Below are 24,958 nucleotides of genomic sequence, written 5' to 3'. Positions count from 1 at the left end.
GTGGTGCGTGAAATACTTCCGACTTCCGCGCAAACGCGACTCTTATACGGGCGGGTTTAGCAGATAGATTCATAACCAAAACTAGAAATTTTTGGTCAAAACCCGCCCCTACGACTCCCTACTCCCTACTCCCTACTCCCTAATCCCTACTAATGCAAATCCGCCGTCGTCCGCCAAATCCGTCTATTGACATTAGTTATTTGAGCTATCAGGTATCAGTACCTGGTGCAAAGCCACAGCATATTTTAGAAGAAATTGTGTGGCACAAAGAGATTGAAGTCGATCGAATGCGGGAGAAACTACCGTTAGTAGAGTTACAAAAGCAAGCTCTTTCATTACCTGCTACCCGCGATTTCGTCGCTGCTTTACGTCAAGGTAAGACTTCTCCATCTGTGATTGCTGAGGTGAAAAAAGCTTCTCCTAGTAAAGGTGTATTGCGAGAAGATTTCGATCCAGTCGCGATCGCGCTTTCTTATCAAGCAGGTGGCGCGAGTTGTATTTCGGTACTCACAGATAGCAAGTTCTTTCAAGGCAGTTTCGATTATTTAGAACAGATTCGCGCTGCGGTGGATTTACCACTGTTGTGTAAGGATTTTATTATCTATCCTTACCAGATGTATCTAGCACGGTTACGGGGTGCTGATGCGGTGTTGTTGATTGCGGCAATTCTGAGCGATCGCGATTTACAATATTTCATCAAAATTGCTAAAGCTTTGAAGTTAGCCGCTTTAATCGAAGTCCATACTCTAGAAGAACTCGATCGCGTTTTGGCTTTGGATGGCGTGACTTTGGTAGGGATTAACAATCGCAATCTGGAAAACTTTTCTGTCGATTTGCAAACAACCAGTCAACTATTAACCGCGCGTCAGTCACAATTACAACAACGGGATATTTTAGTTGTGAGCGAGTCGGGAATTCACGCGCCAGCCGATGTGGCTGTCGTCACTCAAGCAGGTGCAGCAGCAGTGCTAGTTGGCGAATCTTTAGTCAAGCAACCAGAACCAGGAAACGCGATCGCTTCTTTAATAGAGTGAGTAGCGCAGAAAGGGTGTGGGGTGTGGGGGAGCCAGCGCCGTGCGGGGGTGTCCCCCGTTGAGGCGACTGGCGTTGTGGGGTGTAGTGAGCGATCGGTCATAAATTCTGACTCCTCAGTTTTGACTTTTAACTTTTAACTTTTGACTTTTGATTAGTGAGGAGAAAATGGGAAAGATAAGGCAAGTAAGAGAAGAACTTTTCCTTTCCTTGCTCTTCCCAATTACGACTTACGACTTACGACTTACAAGTTAACTTATGATTCCCCTCCCTTCTCCAATTCACTACGAAGCTGTATTGCAGTTATTAGAGCAACAAACATTACCTATTGTTAGGCAAGATCCTCTTTTATCAGAGCAAGTGCAACAATTGATTATTTCTTTACGCAAAGCTGCGGCTCAACAAAAGCAACTGGAAGCTAGTTGTCAGCAAGCTCATGTAAATTATGAATTTCGTTGGTCTTTAAATCAAAACGAATCCGAACTAGCTGCTACAGAGCATTCTACAGTTTCATAATTTTACTGATTTAGAATTCTACTTCATAAAAGTCAGCTCAAAACTTCTAAAGCGCTTGCCAAACTTTAACAAAATAACCACCATATCCGCCGCGAAATTTATTATAGGCGATCGTTTGATTATTAGCGCTGATAACTAGAAAATGTACTCCATCTTTTGGGAGGTAATGTAGTTTCTTTCCACTAGATAAATCCCATATCACTCACTTACCATCAATCTCACCGCGTACCAAAATCACCGTACTATCTACACGATTAGCAATCTGAGCGGGAATATTACCTTTAATCGCATTTTGCAACATCCCTTCTCGACTGGCACCCAAAACCACAACATCAAAATCTTCAGTCTTAACCAAATTAATTAAACCATCTGCAACAGAACTTGATACAACTGGTACTGCGGTGACTTTGCCTGATAATTGTCGGTATTTAACTAAATAACGAATTGCTTGTTGCAGTACGCTCACATCGGGTTTTGCCTCTCTAGATTCAAACACCTGACACAGTTGAATCTCTGGTTCTTCTCCCAGAGAAGCTAACGGAGGTAATAATTTAATCGCTGCTTTTGCGTTGGGACCACCTGCCATTGGGACTAGCCAACGGTTAAAGGAGGGAGTCGGGGAAGGGAGTTGGGAAAAAGCCTCTTGCTTTTCACCTCTTGCCTCTTGCCTATCTTCCGGTAATTTCACTAATACGACATCGCAGGGTGCTTGGCGAATCAAAGTATCTACAACATTGCCAAAAATTCGCCCAGGGGTGATGGTGTTACCTTTCCATCCCATCAACAAAATATCGATGTGCTGTTCTTTAATTGTCTCTAATATTGCTTGAGCAGTGTCGTGAGCTACCCGAATTTGGGTATGAACGGGGATTTTTTGCTTTTTCGCTATCACCTCAGCTTGACGGAGTAACTTGCGACTTTTCCCCGTCCGCACGGAAGTTTCAGCGGGGGAACTGCGGCGAGAGACGAGGATAACTTGAATGCACTCTAATTCGTAATCGCGATCGCGGGCAATTGCCGCTGCCATTTGTAATAGTGATTCCGCTGTTTGGGGGTTAGCGATCGGCACTAAAATTCTGCCGCGTCCGGTGCTGGGCGATCGCGTTTGATAGACGATGTAAGACGGTTCTGGCTGCGGTCCCGTCTGTTCTGTCTCGCCGCTGAGTTTGTCAGCTTCAACACGGATAATATCGGCACGGGTAATAATTCCCACCATTCGCCGATTTTCTACCACGGGTAAGCGGCTGAGTTGGTAACGATCGAGCAAATACAAGACATGGGCGAGAGTCGCGTGAGGACTGACAGTGACGGGTTGGGGAGTCATCACCTCGCTAATTGGAGTATCCCCGGGTAAGGGGCGATCGCGAATTTTGGCTAAATCGGTTTGGGTGATAATTCCAACTAACTTACTATTATCGACTACGGGAAAGCCGCGATGGTGGGAGCGAGAAAACGCCTGCACTGCCTCATCCAGCGTCATTTGCGCCCCTAAAGTTTCTACCCGTCGTTGCATCACGTCTTCTGCTGTCAACTCAGCGAGAATGCCCTTGGGAGTGACTGCTGATTCTAAATTAATTCCTTTTAGTTGCAAAATTTTGTTATAGAGCGATCCAGGCGCTAATCGTTCGGCGATGAGATACGCCGTTACCGAACCGATCATTAACGGCAAGACTAAGTTAAAGTCAGTCGTCATCTCAAACACGATCGCGATCGCCGTGATCGGAACTTTAGACACGACGCTAAAAAATGCTCCCATCCCTGCTAAAGCGTAGGTAGCAGGGGAACCAATACCTAAAATATGAAACTCGGTCAGACCGACCATATAACCCAAAGCCGATCCGATAATCAAACTCGGGGCGAATAATCCTCCTGGCGCTCCCGAACCAAAAGCGACTAAAGTGAGGATAAATTGAGCGACAAAGGCGATCGCGGCTAATTCTAAACTGGCATCTCCAGTAATCAGAAATTCCCTTAAACCACTGTTATCGCGGAAGGTAGGGGGTAAAAGGGCGATCGCCATGCCGGAAATTGACCCAGCTAAGGCAATCCGTAAAGATAAGCTAACGTGTAACTGGCGATAAAATTTTAAACTCGCAATAATGCCACGATGAAAGAGAGAACCTAGCAACCCTGCCAGGATACCCAAAAGCAAGAAAAATGGTAGTTCGATTAATGAGAATGAGGTTGAGTGAGCAGTCAATACCAAACTCAAGTCCAGGCTGCGACCACCTAAAATCCGCGACACGACCGCACCGATAAACGAGGCGAGGATCGCCGTCCCTAAAGTCAAACTCGACAAATCGTGAAGTAATTCTTCAACCACAAACAAAACCCCCGTTATGGGGGCATTAAAAGCAGCAGCTAATCCCGCACCTGCACCTGCGGCAATCATCTGGCGGCGGTGGTCGGGAGATGTGGGAACCCAACGGCTAAATTGGGCGGCTAAGGCTGCACCTATATGCACGGTTGGTCCTTGTCTGCCTATAGGCAACCCAGAACCGATTGCTAATGTTGAAGCTAGTAACTTGACACCAGCAGTCCGCCATGATATATCTGTCGCAGCGTTGGCAAGCACTGCCTTAACGTGAGGAATACCGCTACCGCTTGCTTCTGGGGCTAACCGTTCCACCAGTAAGCCCGACAAATACCCAAAAGCTAGACCGACCGACGGCAGCAAGATCCAGGCTGGTAAAAGATTTGAGTGATAGACTCGCATTGCCCCCAACCAGCCAGAACCAGTTTTCAGCAATACCGCAGACCAAGCGGCGACTAAACCAATTAAACAGGCTTCGGCGATCGCGCTGGTACGACGGGGACGCATCCAGTGGCGCAAGTATTGGCGGAGAGCAGACATTAGGAGTTAGGGTCTAGAGGCGGAAGGTTAAGAAAAATGTAACTGTAGGGTGAGCAATGCACACCATCTATTAACGACACATCATTTGCTACAGGATGCCACAATTTGTCATAAATTGAGACAAAATCTTTGAATGTTTTTTAAATAGTTTCGCGATCGGCAATCCATCAAGTAAACCAAGACTGCCATCCCGACCAATTTTGAACTAATTTAGCAATTTCTTGATAACCAGCAGCACGGGGATGAGCGCCGTCATACTCTGCTACTTCTTGTAACCAAAGCTGCGATTTTTGCAGAGGTGTGAAAATATCTAAATAAGGAATATCTTTTTTCAAGCAAATTTGCTCAAATTGTTTCAACAAACAAGTAGTTCTAAAATTTTGTTTCGCATCCAGCATGGGAGGCGCTCCTACCATCAAGACCGGAAATCTTTGTTTAGCTACCTGTAAAATTTGGCGTGCATTTTCTATAGATTCAACAAATTCTATCCGAGTTTTATCAGTTTCTACAGTCGTGTCATTTGTTCCAAAAGAAAACACGATTCTACCATCGTATTCTTTACTTAAGCGGCAGGACACTTCCTGCAACCACCGCGCTTTAATATCAGCACTAGTTTCTCTTCTAACTCCTAAATTGTAATAAGTAACGTCATATCCCTGTTTCTGGGCAGCAACACAAATTCTTCCCGTCCAACCAAGACACTCAGGATCTCCCGTACCATTGACAAAAGAGTCGCCAATAAAACAGATACGCATAAGCGGTCATTTGTCATTTCTCATTTGTGAATATTAGCCGATCTGGTCACTACTCCCTGCTCGTCCCTGCTCCCTGCTCGTCCCTGCTCCCTGCTCCCTGTCAACCCCTTCCCGTCACTGACAATCCTTCCAAAATTAGCGATGGAGTATAGCACGAACCGTTCCAATCGGCATCGCTGCCGAGGGCAACTAGCTGTTTGAGGGCGCTGTAGATGTTGCCTGCAACCATTGTGTCCTTGACGCGACCGATTGCTCGACCGTTTTTGACTCGATAGCCGAGATCGATATTGATTGAAAAATCACCCGAAATACTACCGCCACCACCTAACATTTGATCTACAATCAGTCCGTCGTCTAATAAGTTAATCAAATCTGATAAAGATTTCGTACCAGGTTCTATTAATAAATTAAATAACCCAGGTGTAGGATAGCTACCTAAGCCTGGGCGAAAACCGTTTCCGGTGGTGGCAGTACCCAATTGTCTGCCTGTCGTGCGATCGCAATAAAAATTTTGTAGAATTCCATTTTGAACGAACACGCGGTGTTGGGTAGGAGTCCCTTCATCGTCAAACGGACAGCTAAATGGTCCTGCTTCTGGGTCTTGATATATCGTCAAAGCTTTTGCCATCACGGACTGACCGAGGCGTTCTGCCCAAGGGGAAGCTTTTTCTAGGACTCGCTTACCATTCAAAGCCGCTTGTACCGTTCCCCATAACATATCAGCCGCCTTGGAGGTAAATAAAACTGGAATACGCCCTGTGGAGGGCGCAACATTTGCCTTTGCCCAAGCCAGCCGTTGTAAGATTTGTCGGACTACTTCTTCTGGTTGGAGGCGATCGCGCTGAGTTTGTCCGTCAGATACGCTTAAAAAATCTTCACCTCGTACCCACTCTGCTGATAAGTAACAACTGAGTGTCGTATCGGTGTAGTGGCAATCTAGCCCCAGGGAATTGACCAAGCGGGTTGTCTCCATTTCACAATCCCACTCAGCACTCACCATGACTTCAGGAAAAGCATCGCGGATTTGGGCGATCGCCTCTTTTCCCCAATCAATCAGCTGTTCGACTGCGATCGGTTGTCCTACATTAGGATAAATTGTCGGGGAGTGAGTGCCAAGCTCGATCGGTTCGGGTTCGTTGAGTTCGCTGAGAGCAAGGGCTGAACCGACTAGCGCCTCAGGTGCTACAGAACCGTAAGCAACTGCTAGCCCTGGACGACCATCGCGCCACAAGCGCAAAGCCGTCCCCTCTGTCTGGGCGCTTTCTAGCTGCTTGAGGCGGTTAGCTTCAAAAAAAACAGGTCGAGATTGCGATCGCGCCTGATACACTTCCGCTGCCTCTGCCCCACATTTAGCAGCTAGCTCCAACAGTCGTTCTGCTAAGTTATCTTTTTGTAATTCGTAATTCATAATTCTAGGGAGTAGGGAGCAGGAAGCGGGCGGAGGACGCGAGGACACCTCGCCAGTAAAGTCGCGTAGCAGGGAGCAGTGAGTAGCGAGCAGTGAGTAGTGAGTGTTTTTTCTCCCCCAGTGACCCTGCGCTTCCCCAGCTCAAAAGCAGCTCTCACGATCGCTCCTAGCCCCTCAATTAAGGTGTAGAGACTTCTTGTAATAGCCAAAAACCAGCAAACGACTCGGTTTGTGGGTTGGGCTGTACGGCAATAAAATGTACGCCATTAGCTTGTTGCTTAGCGCTGACAAAAGCTTGAGCTTCTGCTACAGTTTGTGGATTCTTGAGATTAGCCAAAATCCAACTCTCGCTAGCACCAGTTTCTAGCAGCAATCGTGCTACTGGAGTAGTTTCCACCCTGATAAAAGCTAATTCGAGTCCAGACATCCATCCCGCTAGCGGTAAGGCTCTTTCTGAGAAAATCAACAGCCCTGGAATTATCGCTTCTGGTGATAAACCCACCATCTGTAAAGGAAATGCCTCTCCAAAAGCAATTTCCCACTCATGCATATCAGCCAAAGCCGTTGCTTCCAGATTCACAAACGCCCACTGCTGTCCGGTTAGCGCATCTGGTAAGCGCTGTGGTGGAGATGATTCCATCTTGACAGATGGATTTGGTGTAGGTTGATATCCCGGCTCTTGCGGATAAACTTCATCCATCCGTTCTTTTAGCAATTGCAGTAGCGCCAGAGTGCGGCGACTTGGTTGCGCTGGAATGCCCAAATCTTTACAAGCTTTGGTAATCATATTATTCATCTGGCGACGGAAAAAGCGAAACTTCGTAGGTGCAGTTCCAGCTTTTGCCATTGCCTCTTGTAATGCCGTCCGCAACCAAGCAGAATTCACTTGGGTGCTGGGACAATACTGGGCATACCGAAACAGGCGAGTGGGATCGGTGCGCGTATCCAAAGGACTCTCGCACACCACAACCTCCCAAACTTTCTTTTGGTTCTCATCCAAGATTGGACGGGAGTAGAAATCTATCTCCCAAATGCTACCCATGAACTATCATTACGATTTCTTTACTTCACCTAACATCAACATACACGTTTTCTGACACTTATTAGTCAGTAGTGAGTGGTGAGTCAGTTATCAGCGACCAGTTATTAGTAATTTCTCCTCTGCCCCTATACACCTAAAGCCCCTCTGCTCTCTTTCCCCTACTTCCTACTCCCTACTCCTTGCTCCCTGTTAACTGATACAGGATTGATTATTAAAAAATATGAACTATAAGAGTGCTTTATATATTTTAGGAATGAGTCGTCTTTTATTTATAAGCATTACTTATTAGTTTGCAACAACTAAATTCCTTTACTAATCAGGCTTGGATCGGCGTTACAAGCGAGAATTTTTCTCGTAGTATCAGAGATGTGATCGAATAAACGCGGCAAAGCTGTTTAGCAGCAACCCGTACTGTTTGACGCATCCCAAAGCTAGATTTTGGGATATTCAACGAGTTCCTTGCCTTGGTGAGGAGCAGGTGCGGTCGTGCCAAATTTCAGGTCGCGAACGCTATCTCTTAGGGTATGGGAGCGACCAACGCATGGTTGCTGAAGAGTGATAGAAGGAGGCGTTTCGTCTCGACTTTCTGTCCGCCCACGCTCAGACTAAAGAGCTGCGATCTTCCTCCCGCGATCGCCAATTTGGAGGGCGACTCGTTGAGAGGACAGGTATACCTTATTTTATCCTGCCGTCTATAAAGAGGACAACTAAATGGCAACTTACAAAGTCACATTAATCAACGAGGCAGAAGGGCTAAACACCACGATTGATGTGGATGACGATACCTATATTCTGGACGCAGCTGAAGAAGCTGGATTAGATCTACCATATTCCTGTCGTGCTGGTGCTTGCTCTACCTGTGCGGGCAAAATGGTCTCTGGAACTGTAGACCAGTCCGACCAATCTTTCTTGGATGACGATCAGATCGAAGGCGGCTACGTACTAACCTGCGTAGCGTATCCTACTTCTGACTGTACGATTGAAACACACAAAGAAGAAGAACTTTACTAAGTTTGTAAGGGCAAGGCAATGCCTTGCCCTTACTCTATTCTCCACTCCCTAATTTGCGTCCCAGGATAGTAAAAGTTGAGGATGCGATCGCTCTTCCACCCCTGTTTAGCCAAACCACTTGCACCTGTTTGGCTAAGACCAACTCCATGTCCTAAGCCACCACCAACAAAAGCATAGCCTTGGAGGGCATTTTCTCCTTTGGTTTGGTCGTGTAAGGGTTCTAAATAAAATAGAGTGCTTCTCGGTGCAGAAAAAGCACTGCGAATTTCATCTTTTTCTAGAAAAATATTACCGCGATCGGTTTGGACGGCGAGTTTGATAATTCTACCTCCAGGCGATCGCTGCGCCAATTGTATTTGTTGAATACGGCTGAAGTTAGCTAGCGAACTCCGATTCTTGGTTAAAAATTTCTGTAAGTCTTGGGTAAGCTGTTCGATACTACTTTCTCTACGCCAGCGAAACAGCCGCGTTCCCGCTTCGTTAAATCCCCGTTGCATGTTGATAAAACGTTGAAAGTTATTTTCGTCAGCAAGGCTCTGACGTGATAAATCCCAAATGCTGTAAGCAGAATCTACCAAAGATTTTAGATAAGGTTTGTCCGAGCCATTCCAAACATCGCTAAAAACAGCCGTTACTCCACCTGTTGTAGAAGAATAGAGTGCGTCAACTAACTCGTTTTTATAAGTTAGCACCTTATTTCTAGTTGCTAAAATTGCTCGGTCTGCATTGGGATCGGTATCTTTTAAGCCCACATAAACTTGACAATGGGTATCGGCGCTCAGTTCGTACCCATCGATCGCAAAACGGCGCAAATTCCGTAAGGCATAGGTTCGAGCAATAATAGTTTGCGCTTCGATCGCCGCATAAGATACATTTCTGCCGATTTCGTGGGGTACAACTCCCCGTAAATATGTTTCAAGAGGTACATCGTTGACTAAGGTATAAGTCCCGTAGGCATTCGGTTGTAGTTGCAGTTTTCCGGCAAAGGGAATTCCATATTTATCTTCTTTGCCTTGGCGAACTCGGATTAAATTTTTATTTGCACTCACTTCCAGGCGATCGCTACTATAACGATTGCCGTTGACTTCCCAGCTGACGATTGGCACTTGCTGCAAAATTCGGCTATCTAAATGTGCAGTTTTCTTCCCTTGAAGTTGGACGCTACTGAGCAACATTCGCCGCAAAAACGGCGTGTTGTAAACTTGGCGTTTTGCCCACACTTGCCATTGTTCCGGCTGAGCAATTTCTGTCTCAATCCCTAAAGCACGCCATTGCTTTGCCGCGTCTTCCGCGGTCTCAAAGCTACGATGAGTGCTGAGAACTACCCGCTCTTGCAATACGGGTGTCATTAAGGTTTGCATCTGCACTACTAATTTGACATTGTTAGCGCTGAGCTGAGTTTCCTGCGGTCGCACCGTTTTATTTTGAGTTTTATTTTGAGTTTGAGTTGGGCTGCTAAATTTGAGCTGGAGGCGATCGCCTGGTATTGCTTGCAGCGTCAATTCATCTGTCAGTTCATCCCCAAAGCGCTGCACCACGCCAACTTTGAGTTGTGTCTCTTCACCCCGTGCCGCCAAAGTTGCACTAGCCAATCCCATCCAGCAGGCGATCGTCAGTACGCCGCAGAAGAGAGCTGAGGAGGCTAGGGGAGTTGGAGGAGCTGGGGGAGCTGAGGAGGCTGAGGGAGAAGAATTACTTCTGGCTCCTGGCTCCTGGCTCCTGACTCCTGACTCCTGACTCCTAATTTTTGAGTTTTGAGTTTTGAGTTTTGACTTAAAAATATTTCTTTCCATAGATATAAATGTGTAAGCGCAATTTTTGATGTGTCTAACCTCATTTCTCCATCAATTTATCTCTCTTTAGTTGAGTTGCAGAGAAAGTACAAACATATGTTGCATAGTAAAGTCATAACGAGTATGATTTAGAAAGAGGTGATGCAAAGCGATAGATATGACAAAAGTACAAGAGATTCCCTTGAATCAGATTCGGCGACCTTTACCACGGGAGAACGACCCGCAGAAGGTTAAAGCACTAATGGAATCAATTCAAGAGATCGGACAGCAAGAGCCAATTGACGTACTGGAAGTGGAAGGACAATACTACGGTTTCTCTGGCTGCCATCGCTATGAAGCTTGTCAGCGTTTGGGGAAAGAAACAATCCTCGCCAGAGTGCGCAAGGCTCCCCGTGCAGTTCTGAAGATGCACATGGCTTAGTAAGGGAACAGGGAGTAGGGAGCAGAGAGCAGTGCAGTCGATTTCTAACTGTGAATTCTTCTGGCTTCTGAAATAGAAATTAAAAATTGAATTGTGAAGTACCTTCCTAGAGCAATATCGCTCTAAGCTAAGAAAATCGAGTAAACCACTGAGTAGAGGCATATGAGTACCAATTATCAACAACATCAACGTCGCTTATACCCCACTCGCATCGATCTTCCTACCGACACTCGCTTGCAAGTGGTAGAGCTACTTAACCAAACCCTGGCTGCTACCACCGATTTGAAAACTCAGGTGAAGCAGGCACACTGGAACGTGAAGGGGACAGATTTCTTTCAACTGCACGAATTATTTGACGAAATTGCTACTGAGGTTGAAGGATATATCGACCTGTTCGCCGAAAGGATTACAGCTCTTGGTGGCTATGCAGTAGGAACAACTCGCGCTGCTGCCCAGTTTTCGATATTGCCAGAGTATCCTTACGACATCAACAGTGGTGAGGATCACGTTGCAGCTTTAGCAGACCGCTTAGCAATCTATGGCAAGCACCTACGAGAAGCGATCGATAAAACTGGGGAAGTCAACGACGCAGACACCAACGATATGTACGTAGAAGTCTCCCGTACTATCGATATGCGGTTGTGGTTCCTAGAAGCACATTTGCAACCAACTGGACGGCTCACAGAACAAGATGGAGCTGCTATAAAACAACCAGTTGCCGTTAAATAAGCTGTTGGGGCGGTTTTTTTTGTTGGGGCGGGTTTTTTGGAGATCCCTGTACTAGAGTCAATAATTCTGTAATTAATTCCGCCCGTACGGGAGTTGGAAGAGCCTTGTACCAGAGTCAATAATTCTGCAATCAAACCCGTCCGTACAGGAGTTGTGAGTGGCATAATCGCATATAGCCGATCGCTAACTCATCACTCAACATTGATTCACCACCAACTCCTATCAAGTCAAGATTACACCCATTCGTTGCAGCAAATGATGCAGCGGGTGGGTGTTTCCAGTTATAAGGCACTTTCCCAACAAGCAGGAGTATCGGAAAAACAAATTCGCAAGCTGCGACGGGGAGAGATCGAGCAAATGCGGGTAGATGTTTTACTCAAGCTCGGTCAAGCGTTAGGGGTATCATTGTGGGAGCTAATTGCCACTTACTCGGCGATCGCCCCTAATGTCAAAATAGTACCCACTGAGAATTCACCACCAATTACCGAATTAAAAAGAGAATACGAACGCTTGCAAGCAGAATTAGCCAAACAAAAACAGGAACTTAGAAAAGAATTTCAACTAGCCAGTTTACAGGCGATCGAATCGTGGTTGCTGCAATGGCCCACAGCCGCCCAAAAAGCTAAGGAAAATCCCGAGCTAGCAGCAGTCAAACTGTTACCATTGGTAAAACCAATCGAGCAGTTATTGCAACAATGGGATGTGGAAGCGATCGCGCCTGTTGGGGCTGAAGTAGAATACGATCCCCAACTCCATCAACTATTATCGGGCAGCGCCCAGCCAGGTGAAACAGTCATCGTGCGCTATACAGGCTATCGTCAAGGCGATAAGCTGCTCTATCGAGCCAAGGTCAGCCCAATGTGAGGAGTGAGGAGTGAGGAGTGAGGAGTGAGGGGACAAGGGAGACAAGGGAGACAAGGGAGGTAAGGAGACAATTCAAGTCACAAGTCACAAGTCAGAAACCACATTTCTTTCCCTGCTCCCTGCTCCCTACTCCCTGCTCCCTAGTTATTAGCTCAAAGCCTTACCAGAAGGACGATTACATAATCTCCCCTATGGCTGATGCCCAGACTGGGGTTAATTTGTTGCACTAGAAGAGGAGTAAGAGAGCAGACAACAAAAAATTATGCGTAAGCTAAACATTGGTTTATCTGAAGAACAACGCACAGGCGTAATCGAATTGTTGAACAAAGATCTAGCGAATTCCTACTTGCTATTGATCAAAACTAAAAAATTCCATTGGGATGTTGTTGGTCCCCAGTTTCGTTCTCTGCATGAATTATGGGAAGAACAATATCAAACCTTAACCGAAACCATTGATTCTGTCGCTGAGCGAGTTCGTGCTTTAGGTGGATTTCCTGTAGGTACAGCAAAAGGCTTTGTAGAGTACGCTTCTATCCAAGAGCAAGCTGATAATGTACCCCTAGCAACTGAAATGGTAGCTCAGTTGGTAGACGATCACGAGCTAATCATTCGTAACCTGCGCGAACATATTGACAAGTGTTCTGAAGAGTTTCATGACGAAGGTACGGCTGACTTCTTGACTGGTTTGATGGAAGGTCACGAAGAAATGGCTTGGATGCTACGTTCCTTCATCGAAGGTGAAGCACTGCAAGCAGATGGTAAGAAGTCAGAATTAGATAAAGTTCCTGCTATGCGTTAGTTGGATTTAGCCATAGTTTGTCAGTAAAAAAAGGCAACAGATATACTCTGTTGCCTTTTTTGTGAGGGCAAATTGAATTCGTAGCGATACAAATAAGGTGGGCGTTGCCCAGCCTACAATTTTTAGACTCGATGGGTGAATAAATCTTTACTCTTGGTCGATCGCTGGGTGCGGAAACTTACGTTAACTCCTTCGTTAGATTGCTCCATTAATAGTAAAGGTGTTGGTTTTGCTTTTTGATCCCAGTGGATATATACCAATCTTCCTTGAATTGTTGGTTGCCAACTGTCGTGGTCTTCGGCTGGACTGAGATAAGTTTCAATACAATCAATAATATCTTTAACTGTGGCGGAAGTCGTTTGAATTGGTAATTTAGCTAGGCGAATCTGGACGCGAAATAAAACGCATTTATTTTTTTGAATTGTTGCTCCAGTTTCATATTCCACTTCAACAATCTCATCAACTTGCTTTCCCCCACTACTACCAGCAATTCCTACAACTCCTGCATTGTTATTAGCAGGACGCAAAGCTTGAGAGATGTTATCCTTGATCTTGGCTTTAATTTGACTAATGATGGCAAAATGGAACACCTCTTCCGCCATTCGCATTCTTAGATAGTCAAGATTGAGTTCGCGAGAATTAATTAAATCTGGGTTTTCCTCAATTCTCCGAATGGTTTCCAAAGCCAGCTTCAATTGTTTTTGTGTCTCTTGGACGCGGAATTGCTCAATTCTCACTTTTTTTTCTAGCTGTTGAAATTTTAGCTTGCCAATGACAGCGAGACCGACTAGTAAGATGAAAAGTCCGCCAGAAGCAGATGCCCAAAGAACGGGAAACTCAGCAGGTGGAGGCGATACAGTTTGAGTTTTTATAGATTTTGGCTTAACTGATGCTTGAGCGAAAAGCAGTGGGAGTGACATTTTAGGCGATCGCAAGAACTTGATTCCTATTTCTTAGGATGCCCAAAATCAGTTATCAGTTATCAATGACTAGTGACTCGTGGCTAGTGGCTAGAAAGGAGTCAAGCCACTGGTTCCACCAGCCACTAGCCGCTCAAGACTCACTTAGGATAAATGGCAACTTTGATAACTTGCCGTTGCTGCATATCGTGAAATACTTGTTCTAGGTCTTGTAGCGGACGGCGATCGCTAATGAGTAACTCGAAGGGAATTTCTCGACTGGCGAGTAAGGCTAAGGCGGCGCGAACGTATTTTGGTGTGTTGTGAAATACGCCTTTAAGTGTAAGTTCGCTGTAGTGCAGTTGTTCTGTGTCTACGGTAATTGTGGTATCTCTGGGACAACCCCCGAAAAGATTGACTGTCGCCCCAGGTCTAGCGCAGGCGATCGCAGTTTCCCAAACGCTGGGGATTCCGGCAGCTTCTATAACGACATCTGCGCCCCATCCATCTGTCTGTGCTTTGACTACGGCGGGAACATCTGTGAGTTGACGGTAGTTGTAAGTTTGGGCTGCACCGAATTTTTCCCCGATTTGCAATCGGCGATCGCGTCCGCCAAATAACATTACCTGTACCGATTGCTGGGCTAATACGGCAACAAACATCAACCCAATTGCCCCATCGCCCAAGACGACAACGCGATCGCCGACTTTTACGTTCGACCTAGCGACTCCGTGCAGCACGCAAGCCAGAGGTTCTGTCAGCGCTGCTAATTCATCCGTTAAGGTAGAGGGGATTGCTAAAAGATTATGTTCGACAATTGGGGCAGGAATTTTCAGGTATTGCGCAAATGTACCGTTGTTCCAAGTTAAGTTGAGACACAGGGAATACTCTCGTCGTTGACAAAAAAAGCACTTCATGCATGGAGCAGAATTATTCGCAACGACGCGATCGCCCACTTGCCAATTCTTGACCTCTGCACCCACCTCAACAATTCGTCCAGCTGCCTCATGTCCGAATAGGGTTGGCGGTTTGAGCATTTTGGCATGTCCGCCCCGTCGCCATACCTTGAGGTCTGTACCACAGGTTGTTGCTGCTGTGACTTCTAATATTACCTCTCCCGTTTCTGGGTTAGGTTCGCTGACTTGTTCTAAACGCAAGTCTTCTCGACCGTATAGCACCGCAGCTAGCATTTTTTCTTGTTTGTAACTTCTGCGGTTGATTGTAGCAGGTCAATTACATCTGGCAGACTGTAAGTCGCGACTACACATTATCCGCGTACAAAACCCGCCGGCGCGGGTTAAGGTTGATACTTGCCTTCAGTCCGCGCCGGCAGACTTGGTTTGTCTAGCGGCGATTAGAAATTGCCCAGGCTTTTTATGCTTTGACCGAAGGTTGACCGAGCGCGATCGCCTCAGAAATGCTAGCCTCTACAGGAGTTCGTTCGATCCCCAAAATGGGGATTTCTTGCCGACAGTGAGTGCAAAACCAGTAAACTTTCCCATGTCGAATGTGTCGCAGTACAGCATTATCGCAACATGGACAAGCTAGAGTTTTCCTATTCATACTTGGTTATCTCCGTATTAAAAAGAAAAATATTTATGAAAGAGCGAGATTCTGAGAGAGAATGCGCCCATTTTGAGCAATGCGGTTAGTGAGTAATTCTTGATAAGCTGCTTCGTAGCCATCGACCATTTGCGCAATCCCAAAGTGCTGCTCTACATATTCTCGGCAAGTCTGACGGTTGAGTTCTAAAGCTTGAGGTACGGCAGCAACCATTTCTGCAATGGTGTTACAAATAAATCCAGACTTCCCAGGAGAAATGACCTCTGGTACAGAACCTCTATTCAGACCGATGACTGGCGTGCCTGTTGCCATCGACTCTACCATGACTAAGCCAAATGGTTCGTCCCAGGTAATCGGAAATAGAGTTACAGATGCATTGCCAAGTAATTCGATTTTTTGAGCGCGATTGACTTCTCCAATATATTCAATTTGCTTACCATCAATTTGTGGCGCAATTTCTCGTTCAAAAAAGGAGCGATCGCTAGCATCAATTTTGCCTGCAATTTTCAGCGGTAAACCTGTCTGCTTGGCAACTGCGATCGCGTGGTGCGGTCCTTTTTCTGGTGACATTCGCCCTAAAAAAGCAAGATAAGGCGGTTGCTGAGGTTGAGCAAAGAAAGAATACTTTTCGACATCAATCCCGTTATATACAGTTCGCAAATAATTGAGATCTAATTGCCTTTGGGCATTGCTAATACTGATATATGGTTGTTGATGATGTAGCTGAAAGAGTTTGCTATTTTCTGGCGTAAAGTTACCGTGTAGCGTGTGGATAGTTGGTGTTTTGACTCGGGAAGCAATTGCCAACACTGCCAAGCCTATGTGAGAGTGGATCAGATCGAATTCTGCCGCTCTTTCATAAACTTGACTAATTTCCAACATTTCATAGACTGTATAGTCTTTGATTTCTGGATCTAAACGGATAGCACGAGGACATACTGCTTCTAAGCAAGCCAAAGTTTGAGAGTCGCCAGAAGCAAATAATGTTACCTCATGACCGCGACGGACTAATTCGTCAGTCAATTGACTCACAACTAATTCTGTACCCCCATAGGTAAGGGGTGGTACTCTCTCCCACAAAGGCGCAACTTGAGCAATTTTCATAGTTAATTGCGATCGCTGAGTAGTAAGATAGAAAAAAGTGGTATGGAATGATGAATTTTCCAGCTAGCGCAAGTATTAATGCTTATGCATGGTTAATTTTTACATACCATGAAAAACGGAATGCGAACAACCAAACTGGGCTTGTTTTTTGGTAAAGTTCACTACAAGTCTAGGATTCTAATTTAAGTCTTACTAACGTATAGAGCCATCTATCCACGGGATCATCTGTATGTCTACCTCACAGCAATTGTGGGTAGAGAGGAAATCGTAATTTCACACCAAATTCGCTCTAAAAATCCCCGGCAATAGTTAAAATAAGCTACCTCTATTTAGAGCAAGACAGTGAGAAAAAAGTTGCGATCGCATCCAATTTTTGTATCTTTGTGCTTTTGTTTGGGATTTGCTACCGAAGCATGGGCAGATCAATGCGCTTACGTTAGTAAAGAACAAGCTTTAGCGGCAGTTTCTAGATTGCAAGTCGGTCAAAATATATATCAGTTATGCGAACCTTGTGGCGATCGCATTCCCAACCAAATCGCGATCCAAGATTTAGCAGCTGCAACCACAGGCAGTCAAGATTTCTGGGAAGTGAGAGTCAACGGCGCGAATGTTGACTTGGCATATATTTTTGTAGATAACGAAGCTGCCAATCAAAAAATCAACTTAGCTGTAGCGGTTGGCTGTCCGGCTAGAGATGTGAGTGTTGTCTTACCAGAAAAAAAACCCAGTCGTCCCGCGCCGCAAAGGAGTGATTGGTAAGAACGCTTTGTAGAGACGTTACATGTAATGTCTCTACAAAGCGTTCTTCTCTATTCCAACTTCTCAAACAAATCTGCTAAAACGACGTTGGAAAATAAAAATCCTTGCGGATCGGTTAACCGTAACCGCCAATCGCCTACGAGGTTCTCGCCGTAAAACATGTTGCCAATAACTTTGTTCCAGCCTTTTGCATAAAAAGGTTGGGCGATCGCCCCTGTCATTGCTATCCAGCCCTGATGCTGATACGGTTGCAAGCAAGTCCAAATTCGTTGTATTTTGTCATCTCCAAATTGAGATAAGACAGAGAAACTGACTCCCTCTTTCAACCTTAAGCCCAACATCAGAATATCTAGTAAAACTTCCTCCGGTGGAGTTTGAGGACAATCTAACACTCCTCCAGCGGCAATAAAATCTTCAACCCAGTGAGAGTATTCTTTAGTTTTACGAGGACGGGTAAATCTTTGATTGTTGGTGTAGCTAGCTGCACCCATACCAAAACCGTAGTAGGGGCGGTTTTCCCAATAAGTTCGATTGTGACGACATTGATAATTTGGCTGGGCGTAGTTGGAAATTTCGTAGTGTTCGTATCCAGCCTTTGTCAGAGTTTGCTGGGCAAGACAATACATTTGCACTGTCAGTTCGTCTGAAGGCAATGGACTTGCCCCCGATTGATAGTAGCGTCCGAAAACTGTTCCCGGCTCAATGGTTAAGTCGTAAATTGAAATATGATTGGGTGCGATCGCCACTGCTTTTAAGAGCGATTCTTGCCACTGTTCTAGAGTTTGGCGAGGTAATCCAGAAATCAGATCGAGGCTGAAATTTTGCACTTTAGCCTGACGAAATAATTCTACAGCTTGCCAAATGTCATTCAGATCGTGCGATCGCCCGCAAGCTTGCAACAATTCTGGCTGAAATGCTTGTACGCCCAGACTGAAGCGATTTACCCCAGCCGATATGTATTCTTGAAGTTGGGTGAGAGTAAACGTACCTGGATCGATCTCCATCGAAATTTCTGCTTGAGGAGAGATCCCAAATTGACGTTCGAGCCTTGCTAAAATTTGAGCTAGCTGACTGCTTGACAATAATGAAGGCGTACCACCGCCAAAAAAAATTGTTTCTAAAGGTTTTCCTATGGCTGGTGTAGCAGCAATCTCTTGAGACAAAATCTGCACGTATTGAGAAATCGTGCCAGATGTCTCACCCCGCAAGCGATCCCCTACAACGGAAATTGGAAAATCGCAATAGTAGCAGCGCCGCCGACAGAATGGGATATGTATGTAGGCTGCACTGGGAATACCTAAATGCGCTAATTCTAAAGTTAAGTTTCGTGGAGTCAGATTTAATCTGGTAGTCACGGTAAAAAGTTGCGATCGCAAAACAACTGGAATGGATAAATTCTTTTGATTTTGATAGTGTCTTTTTGCTTTACTAGTTGGCTTCGCTAGTAAGAATCATACCGAAAATGGGTAGCTCCATATACTAAATCTTTATAGTTTTTAGGGCAAAAGAACTCGAATCGCAGCTAGAATCTTGTCTTTAGAGGTATCTAAGAATTCGTATTTCTGTTACTCAGATTGACTCAAAATATCGGTAAGTTTACCCTTGAGACTGAAAGTGGGAATCGATAACTTGAGATTTGTCAATAATTATTTAATAAAGTTTATGAAAGTTGATTTGGATATTTGAGCTGCTCTGCTAGGAAAAACATTGCCTTAATTAACTCTTAACTAGATTTCGCTTCCTGCCTCAAACAGGACAAAATTTGGTTTATGAAGGATAGAGAAGAATTGAAAGTTTACAAAAGAGGATAGAAAATAGGAGAGAAGGGAGATAGAAGGATGAATTTAAAAATTATAGTTCTAGATTTAAAGCTTGGTAATCTAAAAACAATTATGCCAAAAGAAAGAGAACCACAGATATTGGGAAAGAAAAAAATAGACTTAAACTACATTTTCGCTCTATTCTGTCTCCTGTCTCCTTCTAAACAAACTATTTTTTAACAATCTTCTTGTTAAGAGTAGTATTAACCGTCGCGATCGTAATGCACCTCATAACCTCAAGGTTATATCATAGAGCCAGTATCGATAAATTGCTGATTCTCATACCAACCCAGACAGGGGAATCCAAGCAATGGAGTATAACCCCAATTCAATTGGACTTAACCAATGCTGGACGCAATCATAATTATTACATTCATCATAGCAGGAGCCGGAATCGGCTTCTACAGCATAGAGCTGTTGCCAGAAACCGTGCAGCGGCAAGTTACCAATCTCGATGCGCTGCGATTAGTCATCGCTGTTTTTGCGGCGATGATTGGTGGTGGAGTCGGACTGAGTTTTCAAACGACCTATCGCCGTCTCGAAACCAAAGTTCGAGAGATGCCAGTTGACGTTTTATTGACACGCGCGATTGGCATGGTGCTGGGGCTATTAATCGCCAACTTAATGCTAGCCCCCCTCTTTCTGCTACCGATTCCCCAAGATTTTAGCTTTATCAAGCCCCTAGTAGCGGTTTTGGGTAGCGTCCTTTTCGCTTTTACAGGGATTAACCTGGCTGACATCCACGGACGGACGTTCTTACGGTTGATCAATCCGAATTCAGTTGAGACGATGTTAGTCGCAGAGGGAACGCTAAAACCTGCGGCAACTAAGGTTTTGGATACGAGTTGTATTATCGACGGTCGAATCGAAACGCTGCTAGCTACCGGATTTCTAGAAGGGCAAATTCTCGTTCCACAGTTCGTCATTCAAGAATTGCAACAACTAGCAGATGGGGCAAAAGACCTGAAACGATTGCGGGGTAGGAGGGGGTTAGAAATCCTCAACCGCATCCAAGCAAGTTATCCAGAACGCATTGCCATCCATTCGACTGACTACGAAGATGTACCTACAGTCGATGCTAAGTTAGTACGGTTCGTGCAGGAGATCAACGGTACTCTTTTGACCAACGACTACAACTTGTCTCAGGTAGCGAGTTTACAGAAAATACCCGTGTTGAATCTCAACGATCTGGTACAATCCCTGCGTCCGAGTTATTTGCCAGGAGACAATATCGACTTGAAGATCCTCAAAGAAGGTAAAGAACCCAGTCAAGGTATAGGCTACCTAGAGGATGGGACGATGGTAGTCGTCGAGGACGGTAGTAGCTATATTGGTGGCGAATTGCGCGTTGTCGTAACGAGTGCTTTACAAACCTCAGCGGGAAGAATGATCTTCGCCAAACCACAAGCATCAGCTTATGCTTAATGGTGATAAAAAGTAAAACAGGGAATATGGGGCGCAAGCTTCGGACAAAATTCTGCGATCGGTGTGGGCAACCCGCACCGATTTTGTTTCGGGTACAATACGACGAGTCGGCAACTTGGGTTTTCGTGTGCGAGAGTTGTTGGGCTAGCGTGAGTCAGGATAATCCTTTTTACCGCTACGGTGGCACTTGGAAAGCGCAAAAAAGGAATTAAATGTGTAGAGACGTTCCATGTAACGTCTCTACACATTTAATTCCTTCCCTAGAGGGTGTAAATCTGGGGCGATCGCCCGATAACCTACGATAGGGACTCGATCGCCCTATCTGACTAAATTCTATTTTTGTGTAACTATGCCGCAGTTAGAAGCTGTCGTTGCTAACATCAACGATTTGCAAAATGGGGAAATGCGACAAGTCTCTGTCGGGGAGACTGATGTATTGTTGGTACGTCTAGCAGATAAGTATTACGCGCTGGGGGCATATTGTACCCACTACCAAGCACCGCTAGTAGAAGGGGTATTGTGCGAAAACCATGTTGTTTGTCCCTGGCACAATGCATACTTCGATTTGACTTCAGGCGAACAGCAAGAACCTCCAGGCTTGGATTCTCTACAAAAATATGAAGTCAAAATAGAAGGCGATCGCATTATTGTTAGTATTCCAGAAAATGCTGCTGGGCGCAGGCAGCCGAATATGGCTGATTATAACCCTGAAGATAAACGCACGTTTGTCATTTTAGGCGCAGGGGCAGCAGGGGCGCACGCCGCCGAGATGTTAAGAGTAGCGGGTTATCAGGGACGGATCGTGATGGTGACGCAGGATGACCGATTGCCATACGATCGCACTTGGTTGAGTAAGGATTACTTGACAGGTAAAGTTACGACGGACAAAATGCCACTGCGATCGGCTCAATTCTACCAAGATTGCCACATTGAAGTCTGGCTGAATAAACAGGTAGTGCAAGTTGATGTCAATGGTAAGTTAATTTCTTTTGCCAGTGGCGATCCGCTGCAATACGATGCCTTACTGTTAGCCACAGGTGGTAAGCCACGCCAACTTAACGTTCCTGGTAGCGACTTGCAAAATATCTTTACCGTTCGCAGCTTTGCCGATACCGATCGCATTTTAGCGACAGCAGGTAATGCAAAACGGGCTGTTGTTATCGGGTCTAGCTTTATTGGCATGGAATCTGCTTCTGGATTAACTCAACGGGGTTTAGAGGTGACTGTAGTATCCCCCTCTACGCTGCCTTTTGAGAAGATTTTAGGGGCAGAAATTGGCAAGCTATTTCAACAAGTCCATGAAGAAAATGGCGTGCAGTTCCATCTGGGAAGAAAAGCGACTCAGATTGAAGGCAATGGTAAAGTTGCAGCCGTAGTGTTAGATAATGGCGATCGCTTGGATGCCGATTTGGTAGTGGTAGGAATTGGCGTTCAACCTGCAACTGAATTTTTACAAGGGTTGGAGTTACACCCGAAGGATGGAAGCGTCCAAGTCAACGAGTATCTGCAAGCTGCTGATGGCATTTATGCTGCGGGGGACATTGCCAGATATCCAGATTGGCGAACGGGAGAACCCACGCGGATCGAACACTGGCGGGTTGCGGCACAACACGGGCGGATTGCTGCTTACAATATGGCGGGACAGCAGGTAAAGTATCGTGGCGTACCGATTTTTTGGACGATGCAATTTCAGTTTCCCCTCCGTTATGTCGGACACGCCGAACAGTGGGATGAAATTATCTTTCAGGGTGACTTACAACAGCGAGAATTTATAGCATTTTACGTCCAAGGCGATCGCGTTTTAGCTGCTGCAGCAAGTCAAAGGGATACGGAGGCTGCTGCCATTGTAGAATTAATGCGCTTGGATCGAATGCCTGCGCCAGAAAAATTGCGCCATCCCGATTTAGATTTGGTGGGGATGTTGAAATTGTAGGGTTTGACTTTATAACTTTTAACTTGTGGCTTGCTTATAGGGATGAAAATTTCTTCCCCCGACTCCCGACTCCCGACTCCCGACTCCCGCTTTCATAGTCGAGTTTCCCCTTGGCTGTTTGTCCCGACGCTATATTTTGTTGAGGGTGTCCCTTACGTCATCATCAACAATGTTTCTGTAATTTTCTACAAACAACTAGGTGTAGACAATACTCAAATTGCTTTTTGGACGAGTTTTTTATACTTGCCTTGGGTATTAAAGATGTTTTGGGGACCCATTGTAGATGGCTACGCTACTAAAAGAAAGTGGACTATCTACACCCAATTAACTATGGTTCTCTGTTTGTTGAGTTTAGCTTTTTCATTGCAATCAGCTAATTCTTTTGTTATCTCTCTCATAATTCTAATAATTGGAGCGTTTATTTCAGCTACCCACGATATTGCTGCTGACGGTTTTTATATGTTAGCTCTCGAACGGGATGCACAAGCATTTTTTGTTGGCATTCGTTCGACGTTTTATCGATTTGCAACAATTTTTGCCTCTGGAATTGTTGTGTTTTTAGCGGGACAATTGGAAATTAAATTAGAAAATATAACATTAGGTTGGACGATCGCGATCGCCATTTCAGCTTTGATTTTTGCTGCGATCGCAATCTTTCACTGGTTCGCTTTACCTGTGCCAATTACCGATTCAGAACAAAAAACATCTGCAAGAGCAATCGTTGATTTTTACCGTCAAACGATTCAGTCATACTTCAGCCAACAGAAAATTCTGGCAGTTCTTGCTTTTATTCTGTTTTACAGATTTGGTGAGGGCATGCTAGTGAAAATATCTGCTCCTTTTTTGTTGGATGAAACTGCAGTTGGGGGGCTAGGGCTTTCTACTTCCGAGGTCGGATTAGTTTACGGAACTATCGGAACTTTTGCCTTGGTGTTAGGTGGAGTAATTGGTGGTATATTAATTGCTGAACTTGAGCTAAAGAAAATAATTTGGTGGATGGCGATCGCTCTAAATCTACCTAACTTATTTTATGTTTATATGGCTTACACTCAGCCTACAATTACATTAGTTTATGTATTAGTAGCTATAGAGCAATTTGGTTATGGATTGGGAATGGCAGCTTATAGCGTTTACTTAATTTATATTGCCAAGGAAGAATACAAAACCTCTCATTTTGCTATTTCTACAGGCATCATGGCTTTGGGAATGATGCTCCCTGGATTCATCAGCGGCTATCTTCAGCAAGTTTTAGGCTATCCCATGTTTTTTGTTTTGATATGTTTTCTAGCAATCCCAGGCATATTCACCCTTTATTTTATTCCTCTAGATTTAGAAAAATGTGATAAATAATACTAAGAAAAATCAATCTAAAAATAAACTAGTGAGTTGGGCTATAGCTCTTAAGATGGATGTTGATAAAAATGTTCGTACATTACTGTTTTTATAGTCATCTTGTATAGAGTTACATGCTTACCTCACCCCAAGCCTTACAAAACATTTTCTTTTGTCCAGAAGAATCTAATTTTTATTCACATTGTATAGAAACTTTAGTTTTAAAAAATTGTTCTAATTCAGAATCAATTATAGAATTTGGTTCGGGCGATGGTAGCCCTGTTATTCAGTCACTACTGAGAACAAAGTTCAACGGAATTGTACATGGATTTGAGTTAAATAATCTAGCTTGTCAGGAGGCGAATTCAAAAGTTGAAGCATACGAACTCAGCGATAAGTATAAAATAGATAATCGCTGCTTTTTTGATGCTACTAAACCACAGGCTAAATATCTGATTTCAAACCCCCCTTATCTACCAGCATTGGATAACAAGCTTTTGCAACCTTTATTACATGGTGGTATAGATGGAATTACCATCACTCAAAAGCTTTTGACATTAAATTACGAAAATGTCCTGGTTATGGTTTCTAGTTATTCCGATCCAGTTGGATTAATTAACTACGCGATCGCTGAAGGCTACTCTGTTAGTAATTTTATCGTTTCGCCTCTAAAATTTGGTTATTATAGTTCCGAGCAAAAGGTGAAAAATCGAATTCAAGAGCTACAAAAGGATAACAGAGCTTTTTGTTCGGGAAATATCTATCTTTTAGCAGGTGTTTTATTTACCAAGAAACGTAGTTGTAAAGTCGATTTATCTACAGAATTTTCTCGGTTGATGACTTGTTTGTAATCTCAGGGATCTCGAAGATCCGCCCAACCCCCCGAAGATTGGGGGGCT

General features: G+C 44.8%; 24 protein-coding genes. 14 read left to right on the top strand and 10 right to left on the bottom strand.

Annotated elements, in window-relative coordinates:
- The first annotated feature begins 152 nt into the window (after positions 1 to 152).
- Positions 153 to 1,034, top strand: coding sequence for an indole-3-glycerol phosphate synthase TrpC (trpC, locus tag N4J56_RS12340; protein WP_317106714.1), 882 nt, complete (start codon positions 153 to 155; stop codon positions 1,032 to 1,034).
- Between the two features lie 256 nt (positions 1,035 to 1,290).
- Positions 1,291 to 1,548 carry a DUF5340 domain-containing protein gene (locus N4J56_RS12335; RefSeq protein WP_317106713.1) on the top strand — a complete coding sequence of 86 codons (258 nt, stop codon included), beginning with the start codon at positions 1,291 to 1,293 and terminating at the stop codon, positions 1,546 to 1,548.
- Positions 1,549 to 1,750: 202 nt separating this feature from the next.
- Here N4J56_RS12335 and N4J56_RS12330 read toward each other — a convergent pair whose 3' ends face one another.
- The 4 genes from N4J56_RS12330 to N4J56_RS12315 form a co-directional block, all read right to left on the bottom strand.
- Positions 1,751 to 4,402 (bottom strand): chloride channel protein, encoded by a 2,652-nt coding sequence (locus N4J56_RS12330; protein ID WP_317106712.1) that lies wholly within the window; start codon positions 4,400 to 4,402, stop codon positions 1,751 to 1,753.
- Positions 4,403 to 4,569: 167 nt separating this feature from the next.
- Entirely contained in the window at positions 4,570 to 5,157 is a 588-nt protein-coding gene (locus N4J56_RS12325) for a GDSL-type esterase/lipase family protein (RefSeq protein ID WP_317106711.1), read from the bottom strand.
- A gap of 100 nt (positions 5,158 to 5,257) precedes the next feature.
- Entirely contained in the window at positions 5,258 to 6,565 is a 1,308-nt protein-coding gene (locus N4J56_RS12320; RefSeq protein ID WP_317106710.1) for a TldD/PmbA family protein, read from the bottom strand.
- Between the two features lie 178 nt (positions 6,566 to 6,743).
- Positions 6,744 to 7,607: a Tab2/Atab2 family RNA-binding protein gene (locus N4J56_RS12315; protein ID WP_317106709.1), complete on the bottom strand. Its 864-nt coding sequence runs from the start codon at positions 7,605 to 7,607 to the stop codon at positions 6,744 to 6,746.
- 415 nt (positions 7,608 to 8,022) lie between these two features.
- On the opposite strand from N4J56_RS12315, the gene N4J56_RS12310 reads away from it, so the two are divergent.
- Positions 8,023 to 8,166 carry a hypothetical protein gene (locus N4J56_RS12310; RefSeq protein WP_317106708.1) on the top strand — a complete coding sequence of 48 codons (144 nt, stop codon included), beginning with the start codon at positions 8,023 to 8,025 and terminating at the stop codon, positions 8,164 to 8,166.
- 152 nt (positions 8,167 to 8,318) lie between these two features.
- On the top strand, positions 8,319 to 8,618 hold the full coding sequence (locus tag N4J56_RS12305; protein ID WP_015154889.1) for a ferredoxin: 300 nt from the start codon (positions 8,319 to 8,321) through the stop codon (positions 8,616 to 8,618).
- Between the two features lie 29 nt (positions 8,619 to 8,647).
- Here the strand turns inward: N4J56_RS12305 and N4J56_RS12300 are convergent, their stop codons facing one another.
- Positions 8,648 to 10,411 (bottom strand): SpoIID/LytB domain-containing protein, encoded by a 1,764-nt coding sequence (locus tag N4J56_RS12300; RefSeq protein WP_317106707.1) that lies wholly within the window; start codon positions 10,409 to 10,411, stop codon positions 8,648 to 8,650.
- 157 nt (positions 10,412 to 10,568) lie between these two features.
- Between N4J56_RS12300 and N4J56_RS12295 the strand changes: the two genes are divergently transcribed.
- From N4J56_RS12295 to N4J56_RS12280, 4 genes are all read left to right on the top strand, one after another.
- A complete protein-coding gene (locus N4J56_RS12295) occupies positions 10,569 to 10,832 on the top strand; it encodes a sulfiredoxin (protein WP_317106706.1) in 264 nt (87 codons plus the stop codon).
- Between the two features lie 162 nt (positions 10,833 to 10,994).
- On the top strand, positions 10,995 to 11,561 hold the full coding sequence (gene dps, locus N4J56_RS12290) for a DNA starvation/stationary phase protection protein Dps (protein WP_317106705.1): 567 nt from the start codon (positions 10,995 to 10,997) through the stop codon (positions 11,559 to 11,561).
- Positions 11,562 to 11,714: 153 nt separating this feature from the next.
- Entirely contained in the window at positions 11,715 to 12,425 is a 711-nt protein-coding gene (locus tag N4J56_RS12285; protein WP_317106704.1) for a helix-turn-helix domain-containing protein, read from the top strand.
- A gap of 262 nt (positions 12,426 to 12,687) precedes the next feature.
- Complete coding sequence (locus tag N4J56_RS12280; RefSeq protein WP_015154884.1) at positions 12,688 to 13,224, top strand: Dps family protein; 537 nt, start codon at positions 12,688 to 12,690, stop codon at positions 13,222 to 13,224.
- A gap of 122 nt (positions 13,225 to 13,346) precedes the next feature.
- Here N4J56_RS12280 and N4J56_RS12275 read toward each other — a convergent pair whose 3' ends face one another.
- The 4 genes from N4J56_RS12275 to N4J56_RS12260 form a co-directional block, all read right to left on the bottom strand.
- Complete coding sequence (locus N4J56_RS12275; protein ID WP_410500485.1) at positions 13,347 to 14,144, bottom strand: hypothetical protein; 798 nt, start codon at positions 14,142 to 14,144, stop codon at positions 13,347 to 13,349.
- A gap of 140 nt (positions 14,145 to 14,284) precedes the next feature.
- The gene (locus N4J56_RS12270; RefSeq protein ID WP_317106702.1) at positions 14,285 to 15,313 is read right to left on the bottom strand and encodes a zinc-dependent alcohol dehydrogenase; all 1,029 of its coding nucleotides are present in this window, start codon (positions 15,311 to 15,313) and stop codon (positions 14,285 to 14,287) included.
- A gap of 184 nt (positions 15,314 to 15,497) precedes the next feature.
- Complete coding sequence (locus N4J56_RS12265) at positions 15,498 to 15,686, bottom strand: hypothetical protein (protein ID WP_317106701.1); 189 nt, start codon at positions 15,684 to 15,686, stop codon at positions 15,498 to 15,500.
- 33 nt (positions 15,687 to 15,719) lie between these two features.
- Entirely contained in the window at positions 15,720 to 16,790 is a 1,071-nt protein-coding gene (locus tag N4J56_RS12260) for a glycosyltransferase family 4 protein (protein WP_317106700.1), read from the bottom strand.
- Between the two features lie 342 nt (positions 16,791 to 17,132).
- Here N4J56_RS12260 and N4J56_RS12255 point away from each other — a divergent pair, with 342 nt between their 5' ends.
- Complete coding sequence (locus N4J56_RS12255) at positions 17,133 to 17,549, top strand: hypothetical protein (RefSeq protein ID WP_317106699.1); 417 nt, start codon at positions 17,133 to 17,135, stop codon at positions 17,547 to 17,549.
- A 50-nt stretch (positions 17,550 to 17,599) separates the two neighbouring features.
- On the opposite strand, the gene hemW is transcribed toward N4J56_RS12255, so the two are convergent.
- Positions 17,600 to 18,904: a radical SAM family heme chaperone HemW gene (hemW, locus tag N4J56_RS12250; protein WP_317106698.1), complete on the bottom strand. Its 1,305-nt coding sequence runs from the start codon at positions 18,902 to 18,904 to the stop codon at positions 17,600 to 17,602.
- 810 nt (positions 18,905 to 19,714) lie between these two features.
- On the opposite strand from hemW, the gene N4J56_RS12245 reads away from it, so the two are divergent.
- The 5 genes from N4J56_RS12245 to N4J56_RS12225 all read left to right on the top strand — a co-directional run bounded on the left by N4J56_RS12245 (position 19,715) and on the right by N4J56_RS12225 (position 24,910).
- Entirely contained in the window at positions 19,715 to 20,794 is a 1,080-nt protein-coding gene (locus N4J56_RS12245) for a PIN/TRAM domain-containing protein (protein ID WP_015154876.1), read from the top strand.
- Positions 20,794 to 21,006 carry a hypothetical protein gene (locus N4J56_RS12240; protein WP_317106697.1) on the top strand — a complete coding sequence of 71 codons (213 nt, stop codon included), beginning with the start codon at positions 20,794 to 20,796 and terminating at the stop codon, positions 21,004 to 21,006. Before N4J56_RS12245 ends, N4J56_RS12240 begins: the two co-directional genes overlap by 1 nt.
- Before the next feature lie 137 nt (positions 21,007 to 21,143).
- A complete protein-coding gene (locus tag N4J56_RS12235; RefSeq protein WP_317106696.1) occupies positions 21,144 to 22,727 on the top strand; it encodes an FAD-dependent oxidoreductase in 1,584 nt (527 codons plus the stop codon).
- Between the two features lie 42 nt (positions 22,728 to 22,769).
- Positions 22,770 to 24,077 carry an MFS transporter gene (locus N4J56_RS12230; protein WP_317106695.1) on the top strand — a complete coding sequence of 436 codons (1,308 nt, stop codon included), beginning with the start codon at positions 22,770 to 22,772 and terminating at the stop codon, positions 24,075 to 24,077.
- A 116-nt stretch (positions 24,078 to 24,193) separates the two neighbouring features.
- Positions 24,194 to 24,910, top strand: a complete 717-nt coding sequence (locus tag N4J56_RS12225) for an SAM-dependent methyltransferase (protein WP_317106694.1) — start codon at positions 24,194 to 24,196, stop codon at positions 24,908 to 24,910.
- Positions 24,911 to 24,958 lie beyond the last annotated feature (48 nt).

The sequence above is a fragment of the Chroococcidiopsis sp. SAG 2025 genome (assembly GCF_032860985.1).
Lineage (GTDB): Bacteria > Cyanobacteriota > Cyanobacteriia > Cyanobacteriales > Chroococcidiopsidaceae > Chroococcidiopsis.
Note: the sequence above shows the minus strand (reverse complement) of the source record. Positions and strands in the feature narration are given on the sequence as shown.